Here is a 15,025-nt window from a genome sequence, read left to right as displayed (position 1 = left end):
TGAAAATTAAGTTACAGAGTGATATAATGTTAGAACTTTGTAATAATCATATACCCGTGATGCATTCATAAAAACAATATCTGTACTTATATATTATAGCATTAAATTCTATAACCTATATTAATAGAAAATTGTTTCGAAATACTCTACTTCTCCTTCTGACATGTTAGCCTGCCCGTTTGTCAGTTCAGTCATCCAGTCTACAAATATTTCTTTCGTGCCTTCCTCTACATATACCTTAACCTCCACCGCATCAAGGTAACGGATTTCCTTCAACTGATACTGTGAAGACCTCACTTCGTTCTCGACTTTCCCCAGCCACGTATAGTCGATTTTCGTCTTGAAGATACGCATCAGCTTTCTTTCGACGATCCCTGTGGCGTTCAGTCCTTCTGATACAGCTTTCCCATAAGCTCGGATCAGACCGCCTGCTCCAAGCTTGATCCCGCCGAAATACCGGGTAACGACGACTACTGTATCTTTGAGATTGCGCTTCTTTAACACTTCAAGCATCGGTACTCCTGCCGTACCGCTTGGTTCCCCGTCATCGTTCGCTTTCTGAATCAGATTATGTTCCCCGATCATATAAGCAGAACAGTTATGATTCGCGTCTCCGTGTTTTTTCTTGATATCGGCAATGAACGCCTGCGCCTCTTCTTCGGTTTCAGCGCGATTCACATAAGCGATGAATCGTGAACGTTCGATAGTGATTTCATTTTCTCCGTAGCCTTTGACAGTATTATAGTGATGTAGCAAATTTCATTCTCCTCCCGATAGTGGTGTTTGAGATTTATGTAAAAAGGGTAATGGTCATAGTTTTCACCTTCTTTCTACTATAAAGGACATAGTGCTAAATTGCACAGATTCCCAGATATTCGGCAAGGGAATATATGGTTCTACATGAAATAATGGTAATACAATGTAACGAAACTTTAATCTCCGACAATAACTGACATGGTATAATTGACGCTGAAAGTAATACTTCTTATGTTCCTATTTACTGTTCGTAGGTGAATGGTCTTCTTTATTTGACCAGGCTTGCGAATTCAATGGAGAGACCGTGAAAACCCTTGTATGGAAGTGTTGCAGCGAAATATGCCTAGATGAATAAAGGAGATTTGTGATTTTGCATTGAAATTGTAATAGGTATATTTTATAAATGATGTAATAGGTAGTTGGACACGGATCAGTGTTCGGGTTCAAGAATAAAATAGCCGATTCATTATTTTTGCAGGATAATACTTTATGGAAATCTTCTTGGTATAAGACGAATGTGGAACCAAAAGAGGGGTGTACCGTGTCACTAAAAAAAATTAACACCAAGTTGTTGGATGTCATTCTTGAGAAAATGGTGGATACGGTCGACCAGAGCAAGGATGAAATCTTTCATATCGGTGAGCAATGCCGAAATGATTTTGAAGAAATGACAAAAGAATTAGCAGAAGTAAAAGAAATGGTGATCAAGGTCATTGATGAAGGGGATGAACTGACCCGTAATTCAAGGCACGCCAGAATCAGGCTTTCTGAAGTGAGTAAGCATTTCCAAACTTACTCAGAGACTCAAGTAAGAGAAGCGTATGAGGTGGCCCATGACCTGCAAGTGAAAATTTCAATCAACAGACAGCTTGAAAAGCAGCTGAGGGACCGCCGGGATGAGCTGCAAAGGCGCCTGCAGTCCTTGGGCGACACGATTGACCGCGCCGAGCATCTATGTACGCAAATTTCGGTTGTGCTTAATTACCTCAACAGTGATTTGAGACAGGTGAACGAAGCACTTGAGGATGCGAAGCAGCGGCAGGATTTCGGACTCCAGATCATTGAGGCTCAGGAGGATGAACGGAAACGTCTATCCCGTGAGATCCATGACGGCCCGGCTCAGATGATGGCCAACGTCCTGATGCGATCTGATTTAATCGATCGGGTGTATAGGGAAAGAGGATCAGAAGAAGCAATCAAGGAGATCCGCGATTTGAAGAAGATGGTCCGGTCCGCTCTTTATGAGGTCCGCCGCATCATCTACGATCTGAGACCGATGGCGCTCGATGACCTCGGGCTGATTCCGACCCTCAAAAAATACCTGAGCACGATCGAAGAGTATAACCAAGGAACCAGTATTCAATTTATGAACATCGGCCTGGATATCAGGCTTCCATCGAAATATGAAGTCGCCTTGTTCCGTTTGGTTCAGGAATGTGTACAGAATGCACTGAAGCATGCTGAATCGACACATATCCAAGTAAAAGTGGAAGTAAAGAAAGACAAAATAACAGTTGTCGTCAAAGACAACGGCAAGGGATTCGATAAAGAACTGCAGAAAACAGGATCCTTTGGCATCATGGGGATGAAAGAACGTGTCGACCTTCTCGAAGGAGACATCACGATTGACTCAAAAATTGGGGCAGGAACCGTAGTAATCGTACAGGTTCCGCTCAACAAGTAAATTTTTTCGAAGGATTAGGGAGGCGAATGACATGGCAACAAATATTGTTATCATTGACGATCACCAGTTATTCAGAGAAGGGGTAAAACGCATTCTTGAATTTGAACCTTCTTTCAACGTAGTAGCAGAAGGAGACGACGGTTCAGAAGCCGTCAACCTGATTGAAAGCCATGAACCAGATGTCGTACTGATGGATATCAACATGCCGGAAACAAACGGAGTGGAAGCCACTCGCGAATTGATGAACAAGTATCCTCAAACAAAGGTCATTATCCTGTCCATCCATGATGACGAAAACTACGTGAACCACGCATTGAAGACAGGTGCTCTTGGATACCTGCTGAAAGAAATGGATTCAGAAGCACTGATCGATGCAGTCAAAGTGGTTGCCGATGGCGGATCTTACGTTCATCCGAAAGTAACGCATAACCTGGTTGCTGAATACAAGCGCTTGGCCAATGCACAGAACACAGGTGGATTCCAGCAGTCCGAAGTTCGCCGCCCGTTACATCTATTGACCCGCCGTGAATGCGAAGTCCTTCAGATGCTTGCAGACGGCAAGAGCAACCGCGGCATCGGTGAAGCACTGTACATCAGTGAAAAGACCGTTAAGAACCACGTAAGTAACATTCTTCAGAAAATGAATGTGAATGACCGTACACAGGCCGTTGTCACAGCGATCAAGAATGGCTGGGTTGAAGTACGATAAAGAGAATACAGGATTTGTGATTTGTTGTTAGAAAAGCAGCCCTTTTTTGGAAAGGGCTGTTTTTTTGCGTGAAGTAGGGGTGCCGGAACAGATCGTTTTTTTGTTCCAGGTACAAACGGGTTGATTTGAGCCAGGCACAATCGGGTTGATTTGGGCCAGGCTCAACCAGGCCTTTCGGTCAAGATAAGAACAGACAAAAAAACCTCACACACAGATGGCAATCTCCATCTTGCGTGCAAGGCAATAAAAACATTTACATTCTATTTTGACAATCTGACCGACCCGACTGATTTATCTTTTGCCTGGTCGGTGACAAGGACTTTCAAGCCGTATTTTGTGAGATTGCGTCCTGCATCAGGAAGGAATTCGTTATTATAATCCTTACGGTCATTGAATAACGGTATTCCGCGCTGGCTAGCGAGGGTCAGCGACATATCCGGATAAACAAGATTCATCCCTGAAGTAGGCATGAAGTTAAAGGCGGCATCGGCTACGTGGTAGCGGCTGGATGCAGGAGCACCGTCACTCCAGAGCAATTCAGTATCATCATGTGCGTCGACAACTCCGAGGAAACCGTCCCCAGGGTGGATGCCGGTCCAGTTATCAGTGAAGGAATCATCCACGTACCAAACGACGAGACCGCCGTCATATTTCATCAGCGAGCTGCCGCGTGCGATATGGGCAAGACCTTCATCCACACCTTGATGGTTGCGCCATTCAAGTATATAGTAATGGTCCATCAATTTATTTCCGTCAAAACGTTCGAATCCATTGAGGGCGAAAGATGATGTTTCCGACTCGGCTCCGTCCTGGATCAGAGTGGCACCGTCTGCAGTAACTTTGATGTTATCTGCGAAGAATCCAACATGGGATGTGCCCCAGTCTGTGGCATAACGCAGTCTTAATTTGATCGTTTCTCCAGTATACTCATTTAAATCGAATGATTGGGCTTCCCAGCCATCGGATGTACCAGAGAAACCAGGCATAGAGTCCAGAATGGTAGGATACGCTTCGGGCACTGCATCGCTTCTCGTATTTTCGTTACCTAAAGACGTCCAATTTTGTCCGTTGTCCGTCGATACTTGAACGAATCCGAAGTCCCATTGTTCTTCAATATCATACCAGGCATCAAATGTCAGGTTGGCTGTGGATTTACCTGTTAAATCAAGATCCATCACCATATTGTGATCGATTTCATCCGCTTGTCCTCCCCAGTACTCGTAGCTTCCCGAGGCTGGAGTATTGATCGGGGTCTTCTTCTTTGGCAGGTTCACCTGGATGGCCTGGTTGTTCTGACCGTTAGGCGAATTGGCCTGATCCAGCAAGAAGTTCGTCCCTTTCTTATTCAAATCTTCTACATCAACAACGAGAGGATCTGTCCACTTTCCACCGAGTGTTGATTGCAGGTACATCTTAGCCCATGGAGAGAAACCTGTCGGCTCAGTTCCAGGGATCTTGCCTGCCCAGGAACCTGCGGACATGATCGACCAGTATTCAACCGCATCTCCTGCACCTGAATAAATCGTATCGTATTCATCCGGCAGGCCAAGGTCATGACCATATTCATGGGCGAAGACTCCAGTAGCCCCGTCTTCCGGCATCATTGTATAGTCATAGAATCCAATTTTCCCCTCACCAAGGCCGTCGGCATCCACGTATGCAGCCGAGCGGTGAGACCAGATCGCATCATCAAATAATGATCCGCCGCCTGCTTCCTGTCCCATCCCGGAATGGATGATTTGCAGGTGATCAACCAATCCATCCGGCTCCCAGTAGTTGCCGTCTAAATCTAAATCATGAGGATCCTCTAAATCATAGTCTTCAAGAGGGATTCCTGCTGCCAATGCTGCAGCATAAGTATCGGCGACCAATCGTTTTGAACCGCCCGGTGCTACATTATCATGTCCTCCGTCAGCCCTGTCAGCTCCATAATATTTTGCCGTTCCCGGGACTTTGAGCCATCCATAAGCCTGTCCTTCAATGGTATAAGTCCCGCCTGATTGTTCTTCATAGAATTGTTTCTGAGAAACGAAATTTTCCCCATTCGGTCCCTCTACGCCATTTTCCCCGAAAATCATATCTTCGAAGTGTTCAGTGTTGTAGTCAGGATAGTAGTTATCTGTTTCATGGGGCTGGATGTTATTATGTTCGAAATTTGAGTACTCAACCATCAGAGTCAGGAGTTTCCCTTTTTTCACGACACCGGGGGAAGCAGATTCTTCGACTGGTTTAGGATGTTTCGTACTCCCCTGCAGCTTTCCTTTGCTTCCGGCTTTAGTCGCCTTTTCGAATTTCTCATGTTTCTCGGCTTCAGCCGCTTTTACCTTCCCTGCAATCGGGTCTTTTTTAGCTCCGGCAGCCTCAACTTTCTTTCCTTTTAATTCAATGTACTTATCGAGTGCTTTTTGTTTGGAAGCTTCAGATGCCTTGGAAGAAATCTTCCCCTGCTTGATTAATGAAGCCAGTAATCTTTCATCATTGATAAGAGCTAAATCCAATGTTCCTTGAAAATGTGAATCATGACTCTGTTCTTTCACCTTTACATCGCTTTCGATCTGAACAGCCGCCGAAACAGGAAAACCGGCAAACAGTGTTCCTGCCATCACGACAGATGTGAGACCTGTCTTAAGTAATTTGCTCATACACAACCCCCTACTTGTTATTTTGGTACATTTTCATATTATTCTATTAAAATGCACTTTGGTAGAAGAGTCGCTCATCAAATAACGACAAAAATACGTGTAACAAAGAGGCAGGTTTGTTCGTTTCTAACAACTTTTAACTCATTCATTTCCGCGACACTGTTGGCTTAGTTACGATTTTTTATTATTCAAAGAAAGCGATGAAGCTTGTCACTTTTTAGCGAACATTTTTGTTCTCAATAAAGTTGACACTTTCGTATAAGTCTAGTAGATTTGTGAATACAGGCAATGAAATTGAATAGAGGAGGGGAGTTGATGGGTAAAAAACTAGCAAAAGGTACGATGTATCTCCTGACGGTATTTGTACTATGTTGTATTGTGTTTTTACTATTTTCAACATTTCAAGCGAAAAAGGATCCAATGAAGGTCCCGGCCTTTTTCGGGTACAAACCGATGACGGTGCTGACAAACAGTATGAAACCTGAAATCAGCGCAGGGGATATGATTTTAGTGAAGGAAACAAAAATCGGAAATATCAAGAAAGGGGATATACTCACCTTTCAAACTGCTGATAAAAGAGTCGTCACTCACCGGGTAGCACAGGTAACTCAGCAAGGTTTCATAACCAAGGGTGACAATAATAATGTTGAGGACAAAGAAAAGGCGCAGCCTGCCAATGTAATAGGAAAAGTCGCCTTCATCCTGCCAAATGCCGGTTACATAGCGAAACTCATTTCCAGTAAACTTGGTTTCTCGATATTTGTCCTGCTGCCGTTCCTGCTCTATATCCTGATAGAAGTCTATCAGCGCATATCCAAGCATTTAAATGATAAAGAGAAGACTGCAAAAGTCCATTAAAGAAGACAGAAATAATAAATAGATACCCATTTTGAGGAGGAAAATAGAATATGAAAAACGTAAAAAAAGCATTATTGGCAACATCATTGGCGGGGGCTTTAGTCGTAAGCGCAGGGTATGGTACATATTCATGGTTCACATCCAGTACGCAGGCGGTGGGTACAATTGATAACGGCACCTTATCAGTCAATAACGGAGAAGCGATTTCAACGGAATTATTCAGCGGGGAATCGTTTGCACCTTCACAATATGTTCTAGGAAATTTCGTTACTCTTGATAATACGGGGAGCATGGACCAGCAGCTTAAAGTGACATATACCGGGTCAGTTGATAAAGCATCCGCAGATCCTTACAAGATCTATTACCTGGCATACAAATATAAAGAAAAACCTAGTGGGGACGTATTGAAAAATTTCAGGCAGCAATGGGAAAGAGGTTTCTTCAACGGAAATCATAATCCTTCCATGAGCCTCGCCAAATCAGCAGCGCCGTCATTACCTGAAGGCGTCGAAGTGATCACGGGAGAAGCGACACTCGAAGAGGCACAGGCGATGGCTGCAATGGCCAAATCATCAGAAGGTTCAAGCAAGACATATAAAATCGGGAATGATAAGTTCTTCAAGCTGAAATCAGATCAATACATCGACATCGTATTTGATGTGAAGCTTGATCAAAATGCAGGGAACGAATATCAAGGAGCAGTATACAGCGGCAACTTGAACGTTCAAGCGAAGCAAACGGACCAGGGTGCGAAGTTCGAAAATAAGAAATAAACATGAAATGGTACAGGCAGTCTTTCTTAAGGCTGCCTGCACGTTAGAAAGGGGAACGAAATGAGGGTGATCCACAACGAATATGAACAACAGAACGAGGATAAAAGTAAGCTTCATGCTGTTTTCGCCACCTTCCTGATCATTTCCATCATCTATCTTATTTCCTTCGCCATGACGTCTGTACCGGGAACGTATGCCTGGCTTACCTCGGAAACGAATGCATCCGGCACCATCAGAAATGCCACGACAGAGGATCTGTTGACTATCCAATCATCAGAAGTCCGTTACGAGCAACAATGCAGCATTACACACACCCTGAAAGTGAAAAACATTTCAGAAATGAATACGGTCGTCACTGTCTCCTTCTCTACCGGGAGCGGCTACGAAGAGGCAGGCGGCAAAAAGCTGAAACCCGGACAAATCTTGACCGTGAAACCGGACATCGCGGCAGACACTTGCGACGCGGCAGCATTGACATACAGAATCCAGGCATTCAACCAATACGTCGATGAAACATATCCGGTTCCTGTAGACCGGGTGAAATTAAAAGAAACCATGGGAACAAAACCAGAAGAAAAACAGGAAGTGAAGCCGGATAAGATAGAAAAGAGCAATCAAGAAAGCAATGATCCAGAGGGAACCGAACCTGAACAGCCTAATGAGAAACCGACTGAGCCTGAAGCGGCAGGGGAAGAACAGCAGCCAGCAGATGAGACAAAAGAAGGGGATGAGCTATCAGAAGGTAAAGAATCTGTGGATGGAGAGGAAAATTCTGATCAAGAAAAGGTAAAAGATGAGCCGATCTCTGATGAAGAGTCTCCTGAAAAGGAAAAGTCAGTAGAGGATGCCTCCGTTAAAGATTCCCCAACCCTTGATAAAGATGAAGGGAATGAAAAAACGGAGTCGTAAAGAGTAAATTTAGTAGTAATTATTAGAGCTGGGCCTGCAGGGGTCCGGTTTTTTTGTTGTGGCGGGCTGTTCTGGTGTCAGGCACAGATGAGCAAGATTGTGCCTGGCACTATTCATGTTTTCTGTACCAGGTACAGAAACCTCAAATTGTACCTGGTACAAAACACCATTATTGTACCAGGTACAAACCGATAAAAGTATGCCAAACAAAAACCACCATTTATGCGCTTGGCACCCCCAACGGGCATCAACAATGAAAAACCACTTCCCATCACGGAAAGTGGTTTCACTCAATGCTTCCGCCGCGCAAAGTCCACAAACCGGAACTTATCCAGCCTGTGCCGGGACTCTGTATACTCAAACAGCGTGGCATCTTTCAAATGGACATAATTCTTCACGACCACGACATGATCGTAATCATCCAAATCGAGATAACGGCGGTCTTCCTCGGTAGACGGCTCAACGACGATTTCCTTTTTGGCAAAATCGATTGGAAGCTTCAAGTCGTTCTCCAAATACTCATAGATCGAGTTCTCGCAGGTTTCTTTCGTCAGCAGCGGAACCTCCGATTTAAGGAAATATGAGGTATCCAATATGATCCTTTCACCTTGGATCTGCCGGGAGCGGACGACATTCCATATTTCGGTGCTGCCAACCGTGTCGAAAATGGAGCAGAGGGTTTTATCCGCATTGACTAGCCCGAATTCATGCACCGTCGTTTCAATGTCGTCACGGCCCATGGATGACTGAAGTTCTTTAAAACTTACGAGACCGGAAATCGGGAAATCCATCCGCGACACGTCAAGGACCAGGGAACCTTTTCCGCGGAGCTTTTGGATCAGTCCTTTTTGAGCCAGGAGGGTAAGCGCTTTCCTGATAGTTTCACGGGAGGTCTTGTACATCACTGCAAGTTCATTCTCTGACGGCAGAATCGTATTGGTTTTGTAAGTGCCGTCTTGTATTTTGTTAGACAGATCTTCAAAGATTTGTTTATATTTATTGCTTTTCGTCATTTGTATCACCATCAATTATTTTACCATAATATCACCGGAATATGAGATTGAACTTGAGTGTTGTGAATATTTTCAATAGAATGGAGATAGTGCAAATTTAAGAAAAGGGTGAAGGATATTGTCGACACAACATTGGAAGAAAATCATGCTCGGTATCGGGATGAGTACATTGTTACTGGCTGCCTGCGGAGGAGAAGAGGAAGCAAAGGAAGAGAAGAAGGATACAGAAGAGGTTCAGGAGAGCGAGGATCCGAAGAACGATCCGGCAACTGATGAAGCCGCTTCACTTACTCAGATGACACAGGTTGTGGAAGATGCTGCTGCATTGAAAGAAGCAGAAGATATTCCTGCCGAGGAAAAGACAGCTATTACAGAAGCCTTTAATCAATATATCGATGCGTTTAACAAAGAGGATTTCGACTCTTATATGGAAGTCATTTCAACCACACCGGTTAACTTCAAATACGAAGATGAAAAGCGTTATGTGAAGCAGATCTTTGACTCCGTGGATTCACAGCGTACGGTGGAAAATATGAAGATCATTAACTATGCAGGGAAGAAAGCGGATGTATATGCCGAAATCACTGCCACCACAAAGGATCCAAACGGCGGCAAGGAAGTGACACGTTCAGGAAAGCAAGTGACCGTGTTCCATAAGAAAGATGAAGGCTGGAAGGTTGCCGCTATCTTCTTCCTGGCAAGTGAAGAAGATCAGGAGAATTAGGAATAATAAAAATAGACTGCGGTATCTCGCCCGCAGTCTATTTTTTATGTATATTATTTTTTTGTTCAGCATATAGGTTGAATAATTCATCAAGTTCCTGACTCAGCCTGATAGTCACAGGATGGGTGAACCCATTGACAAGAGCGAAGGATTGGAGCTCTGAACGCTTTTTTTCCATTTCATAAAGTATGTTACGCAAGGTTGTGGATTGCATATCATCCCTCCTCTTGAATCTGTGTCTATATTATGACATATTTCTCGGGAAATGTGTCAGATTTCCTATAATTTTCTTTACAGTTTTTTGTATAGAATGTTTTATTGGGAAAATGATTCAATCGTTGGGGCTGATAATGGGGATACAGCATTCAGGATAGTTGGAATTTGATTTAAGTGGGGGAGACGCCAGTTGAGATTATAATTTTGAGTACACTTCAATACAGGATTATATGGTTAAGTGATAAGCAAAAGGGGTGTTATGATCCGTTTACACAATTTACGGTCCATTTTCACATATTATGGTCCATTCTGCAGGTATGCGATCCATTGTGAAAATTTATGAGCCATTCCTGAGATTTATGATCCGTCCTCAAATTATATGATCCATTTGTCGGAAAATCACAGAACAAACTCAAAGGTTAATTAGTCAAAAGCTTATCCTGATCGAATCCAATCCATAAAAAAAGCACCCGCAAAATGCGGGTACCATCCAACTATTATTTAGTCAACCGGAACACAACTGACTCATACGGACGCAGTGTAAAGTTCCGATAATGATTCGCTGTGTCATCATAATTCGATATCAGAACCTCACTTGACCAGCCTTCAACTTCCACTTCTGCCGGCAGTGCGAACTCGCTGTCTTTTCCATAGAAATTATTAACAACAAGCAGTTTCTCACCATCGCCATTACGAAGGTAGGCGAAAATCTCAGGATGATCTTCAAGGATCAATTGATAGTCACCGTGAACGATGGTGGAGTATTCCTTGCGGAGGCTGTTCAGCTTCAGATAATGATAGAAGACAGAGTTCTCGTCGGCCAGCGCTTGATCCACGTTGATTTCCTTATAGTTTTTCGCAACCGGGATCCAAGGCGTACCAGAAGTGAATCCGCTGTTTTCCTCAGCACTCCACTGGACAGGCGTTCTTGAATTGTCCCGGGATTTGTGACGCAGGATCTCAAGAATTTCTTCCTCCGATTTGCCCTCTTCTTTTAAAATATTGAAGATGTTGATGGATTCGACATCCCGATATTCATCGATACTGGTGAACTTCGGGTTGGTCATCCCGATTTCTTCGCCCTGATAGATGTAAGGCGTGCCCTGCATCATGTGGATCGTTGTTGCGAGCATTTTCGCTGATTCGGTACGATACTCGCCGTCGTTACCGTATCGGGAAACGATTCGCGGCTGATCATGGTTGCACCAGAAGAGCGCATTCCAGCCGCCGCCTTTGTGCATTTCACGCTGCCAGGTCGATAAGATATCCTTCAATGTAAGAAAATCAAAGTCTGCAACCGACCATTTTTCTCCGTTTGGATAGTCCACTTTCAGGTGATGGAAATTGAACGTCATGCTGAGCTCGCCGCGTTCAGGGTTCGAATATTTGATGCAATTGTCGATTGTCGTTGAAGACATTTCTCCGACTGTCATGATGTCGTATTGAGAGAAGACTTCTTTATTCATTTCCTGCATGTACTCATGGACTTTCGGCCCGTCTGTGTAAAATTTGCGTCCGTCTCCGGGAGCGACCGAACCGTCGTCATCGGGGAAGTCCTGGTCTTTCGAAACCAGGTTGATGACGTCGAGGCGGAAGCCGTCTACGCCTTTCTTCAGCCAGAAATGCATCATATCGTACAGCTTTTTGCGGACTTCGTCGTTTTCCCAGTTAAGGTCAGCCTGTGTGACGTCAAAGAGATGAAGGTAGTACTGACCGGTTCCTTCATCGTACTGCCATGCATTGCCGCCGAATTTAGACTGCCAGTTCGTCGGCTCCGATCCGTCAGGTTTGCCGTCTTTCCAGATATAAAAATCTCGGTATTCATTGTCTTTTGATTTTCGCGATTCAATGAACCACTGACTTTCAGTGGAGGTATGATTGATGACGATGTCCATGATGATTTTGATGCCGCGTTCATGGGCTTCCGAGAGGAGTTCATCGAAATCTTCCATCGTGCCGTATTCTTCATGGATGTTGAAGTAGTCGCTGATGTCGTATCCGTTATCGCGCTGAGGCGATTTGTAGATTGGGGTCAGCCATACTACGTCGATGCCAAGCTTTTTCAGGTAATCGAGTTTTTCTGTTATCCCTTTGATGTCACCAACGCCGTTTCCGGTCGTATCGTTAAAGCTTTTCGGGTAGATTTGATAGACAACTGAGTTTTTCCACCATGGTTGCTTCATGTTGCTAAACACCATCCTTTAATTAGTTTGTACTTTTGGATGCGCTTTTGATTTCCGCGTAAGACTTCGCTTTCCGCGGGTGACCTGTGAGCCTCCTCGTCACTGCGCTCCTGTGGGTTAGAAAAGCGGAAGGGCTTTGTTCAGAGGCGGGTGGCATAAGGCGAATCGAGCACGAAGGCGTTCTTTGCCTTCTTGAGCGATTTGACTTATGAAATGTGCCTCTAAGCCCTGGAGCTGGACAGGTCTCACCTTGGCCACGTTTCCCGCAGGAGTCTTCGTCTTACGCTCCAATCAAAAGCTGAAACCAGCTATAACATAGCCATTTTAGTAAATAGTAGTTATAAAAATTGTTAGGAAAGGACATCTGAACAGTTCGTTTTCTATCCAAGCTTATATAAGTCCGCCCCTAGCTTTATTAACGCACTAAAGCATCTTTCAAATAAAAAGAGAGCGGGACCAACAACACACTTCCGAATTGGAATGTGCCGTTGACCACTATCGCCCCCTCATTTTAACTTGTATATACAAGTTCGTCTACTATTATCTTTATTCTCTATCTAAATGCCGATCCATCGATCTGTTTAAGCTCCTGGATGGCCAACTTTCATTATACCGGTTTATTCTTGCTGAACTTAGACCAAACCATTGTCAATACGAATGGTACGACAATTGCGATTGCCATTCCGATGAAGAATGGAATCCAGTATTCCGGGATGATGGATAAGAATCCCGGCAGTCCTCCGACACCGATGGAGAATGCTTTGGTTCCAGTCATCGCGAGCAGCACCCCGCCGATTGCAGAACCGATCAAGGCACTGATGAACGGGTAGCGGTAGCGGAGGTTAACCCCGAACATCGCCGGTTCCGTGATGCCGAGATAGGCTGAAATCGCAGAAGTTCCTGCCAAACCGCGCAGCTTTTCATTTTCTTTCTTCGCGACGAACATCATTGCAAGAGCGGCTGAACCTTGAGCAATGTTGGACAGAGCCAGGATCGGCCATAAGAATGTGCCGCCTTCGCTTCCGACAAGTTGCAGGTCGACTGCCAGGAACGTATGGTGCATACCCGTGATAACCATGACTGCGTATAGTCCGCCGTATAGTAATCCGCCTAACCAAGATACAGAGTCGAATACCCACACGACGCCGTCAGTCAATAAGTTACCGATGAAGAAGGTAACAGGTCCGATCAGGATGAACGATGCGAAGCCAGTGATCAATAACGCAACCGGTGCAACGACCAGCAATTTAATCGAGTCATGGACCCGTTTATCTAGGAACATTTCAATCTTCGCTAACAAGTAAGATGCGAAGAGGATTGGCAATACCTGTCCCTGATACCCGATCTTGTCTACTTCCAGTCCGAACAGATTCCAAGTCGGAACCTTTTCGGCGCTGCCGTAAGACCAAGCGTTCAACAAGTCCGGATGTACAAGCATAAGACCTAAAACGATACCGAGTAATGGACTTCCGCCGAAACGCTTAACCGCCGACCAACCAATCAATCCGGGCAGGAACACGAAGGCCGTGTTGGCAATCAGGTTGATGATGCTTGCTAAATCTGCCCATTGTGGATGAACATCGATCACAGATTGTTCATCATAGAAGATACCGGGTCCAGTCAGGATATTATTCAGACCCATCAATAAACCGGCCGTTACGATCGCCGGCAGGATCGGGATGAAGATGTCTGCCAATGTCTTGATCGCACGCTGCAGAGGGTTCAGGTTCTGCGTCGCAGCATCTTTGACATCCTGCTTCGATGCCTGCTCGATACCGGTTTCTTCCGCTAAAATTTGATACGCTTTATTCACAAGGCCTTGTCCAATAACAACTTGGAACTGCCCGTTGGAGGAGAATGATCCTTTAACGATATCAATCTCTTCCAAACGTTCCTTGTCTACTTTCTTTTCGTCCTTCAGCACTAAGCGTAGTCGCGTCACACAGTGCGTGCCCGTCTGGATATTCTCCTTGCCGCCAAGCGCTTCAATGATTTCGCGAACTGATTCTTTATTCACGCTCATGAAATTCCCTCCCTGATTTCTCGGGGATCGTTTGGACTATGCCAATCCGCCCCGTTAATGGTCGAAAGCAATCATGTACCCGCTTTCATTTCTATTAATGGAATTCCCTTAAATAGTTTGTGGAAAACGTCTCTAAATATGCTATTTCAAGCTTTTTTGGATAAATATCAGATCTACTATGAACACCGCTGTTGATTCCCGTGCAAGACTTCGCTTTCCGCGGGTGACCCGTGAGCCTCTCGTCGCTGCGCTCCTGTGGAGTCTCACATTGGCCACTTCTTCCGCAGGAGTCTGCGTCATGCACTCCAATCAACAGCTGGATCACGTGTAAATAATAGGTAATCTTTCACACAATCCAAGGAATAGATAAACGCTTACATCATTAAGGGGTCTTGTTGTATATACAAGATATACTATTATTCTATTCATGTATATACAAGTTGTCAATAAAAATGGGTAGCGTTTTCATTTTTATTTCTGTGCCAGGCACACAAATTGGGGGAATTGTTCCTGGCACAGATCTGCAGTTGTGTAC

The 15,025-nt window shown here is 44.6% G+C and carries 13 protein-coding genes; 7 read left to right on the top strand and 6 right to left on the bottom strand.

The window, feature by feature from the left end:
- Window positions 1–120: 120 nt before the first annotated feature.
- Window positions 121–756, bottom strand: a complete 636-nt coding sequence (locus V6B33_RS06150; protein ID WP_334216861.1) for a YigZ family protein — start codon at window positions 754–756, stop codon at window positions 121–123.
- A 541-nt stretch (window positions 757–1,297) separates the two neighbouring features.
- Between V6B33_RS06150 and V6B33_RS06145 the strand changes: the two genes are divergently transcribed.
- The gene (locus V6B33_RS06145) at window positions 1,298–2,440 is read left to right on the top strand and encodes a sensor histidine kinase (RefSeq protein WP_334216860.1); all 1,143 of its coding nucleotides are present in this window, start codon (window positions 1,298–1,300) and stop codon (window positions 2,438–2,440) included.
- Window positions 2,441–2,471: 31 nt separating this feature from the next.
- On the top strand, window positions 2,472–3,149 hold the full coding sequence (locus tag V6B33_RS06140) for a response regulator transcription factor (RefSeq protein ID WP_334216859.1): 678 nt from the start codon (window positions 2,472–2,474) through the stop codon (window positions 3,147–3,149).
- A gap of 260 nt (window positions 3,150–3,409) precedes the next feature.
- On the opposite strand, the gene V6B33_RS06135 is transcribed toward V6B33_RS06140, so the two are convergent.
- Entirely contained in the window at window positions 3,410–5,791 is a 2,382-nt protein-coding gene (locus V6B33_RS06135; protein WP_334216858.1) for an immune inhibitor A domain-containing protein, read from the bottom strand.
- Window positions 5,792–6,106: 315 nt separating this feature from the next.
- Here V6B33_RS06135 and V6B33_RS06130 point away from each other — a divergent pair, with 315 nt between their 5' ends.
- Genes V6B33_RS06130 through V6B33_RS06120 form a run of 3 tightly spaced genes read left to right on the top strand, consistent with a single transcriptional unit; the run spans window position 6,107 to window position 8,331 of the window.
- Window positions 6,107–6,649 carry a signal peptidase I gene (locus tag V6B33_RS06130; RefSeq protein WP_334216857.1) on the top strand — a complete coding sequence of 181 codons (543 nt, stop codon included), beginning with the start codon at window positions 6,107–6,109 and terminating at the stop codon, window positions 6,647–6,649.
- 50 nt (window positions 6,650–6,699) lie between these two features.
- Entirely contained in the window at window positions 6,700–7,422 is a 723-nt protein-coding gene (locus tag V6B33_RS06125) for a hypothetical protein (protein ID WP_334216856.1), read from the top strand.
- 60 nt (window positions 7,423–7,482) lie between these two features.
- Window positions 7,483–8,331: a hypothetical protein gene (locus V6B33_RS06120; RefSeq protein WP_334216855.1), complete on the top strand. Its 849-nt coding sequence runs from the start codon at window positions 7,483–7,485 to the stop codon at window positions 8,329–8,331.
- Between the two features lie 290 nt (window positions 8,332–8,621).
- Here V6B33_RS06120 and treR read toward each other — a convergent pair whose 3' ends face one another.
- On the bottom strand, window positions 8,622–9,344 hold the full coding sequence (gene treR, locus V6B33_RS06115; protein ID WP_334216854.1) for a trehalose operon repressor: 723 nt from the start codon (window positions 9,342–9,344) through the stop codon (window positions 8,622–8,624).
- A 118-nt stretch (window positions 9,345–9,462) separates the two neighbouring features.
- On the opposite strand from treR, the gene V6B33_RS06110 reads away from it, so the two are divergent.
- On the top strand, window positions 9,463–10,068 hold the full coding sequence (locus V6B33_RS06110; RefSeq protein ID WP_334216853.1) for a DUF4440 domain-containing protein: 606 nt from the start codon (window positions 9,463–9,465) through the stop codon (window positions 10,066–10,068).
- A gap of 37 nt (window positions 10,069–10,105) precedes the next feature.
- On the opposite strand, the gene V6B33_RS06105 is transcribed toward V6B33_RS06110, so the two are convergent.
- From V6B33_RS06105 to treP, 3 genes are all read right to left on the bottom strand, one after another.
- The gene (locus V6B33_RS06105; RefSeq protein WP_334216852.1) at window positions 10,106–10,282 is read right to left on the bottom strand and encodes an aspartyl-phosphate phosphatase Spo0E family protein; all 177 of its coding nucleotides are present in this window, start codon (window positions 10,280–10,282) and stop codon (window positions 10,106–10,108) included.
- A 499-nt stretch (window positions 10,283–10,781) separates the two neighbouring features.
- Complete coding sequence (treC, locus tag V6B33_RS06100) at window positions 10,782–12,467, bottom strand: alpha,alpha-phosphotrehalase (RefSeq protein WP_334216851.1); 1,686 nt, start codon at window positions 12,465–12,467, stop codon at window positions 10,782–10,784.
- Between the two features lie 607 nt (window positions 12,468–13,074).
- Window positions 13,075–14,490, bottom strand: a complete 1,416-nt coding sequence (gene treP, locus V6B33_RS06095) for a PTS system trehalose-specific EIIBC component (protein ID WP_334216850.1) — start codon at window positions 14,488–14,490, stop codon at window positions 13,075–13,077.
- A 178-nt stretch (window positions 14,491–14,668) separates the two neighbouring features.
- Between treP and V6B33_RS06090 the strand changes: the two genes are divergently transcribed.
- Entirely contained in the window at window positions 14,669–14,821 is a 153-nt protein-coding gene (locus V6B33_RS06090; RefSeq protein ID WP_334216849.1) for a hypothetical protein, read from the top strand.
- Window positions 14,822–15,025: the final 204 nt, after the last annotated feature.

Source organism: Mangrovibacillus sp. Mu-81 (assembly GCF_036867415.1).
In the GTDB taxonomy this organism is placed as follows: domain Bacteria; phylum Bacillota; class Bacilli; order Bacillales; family Bacillaceae_B; genus Rossellomorea.
Note: the sequence above shows the minus strand (reverse complement) of the source record. Positions and strands in the feature narration are given on the sequence as shown.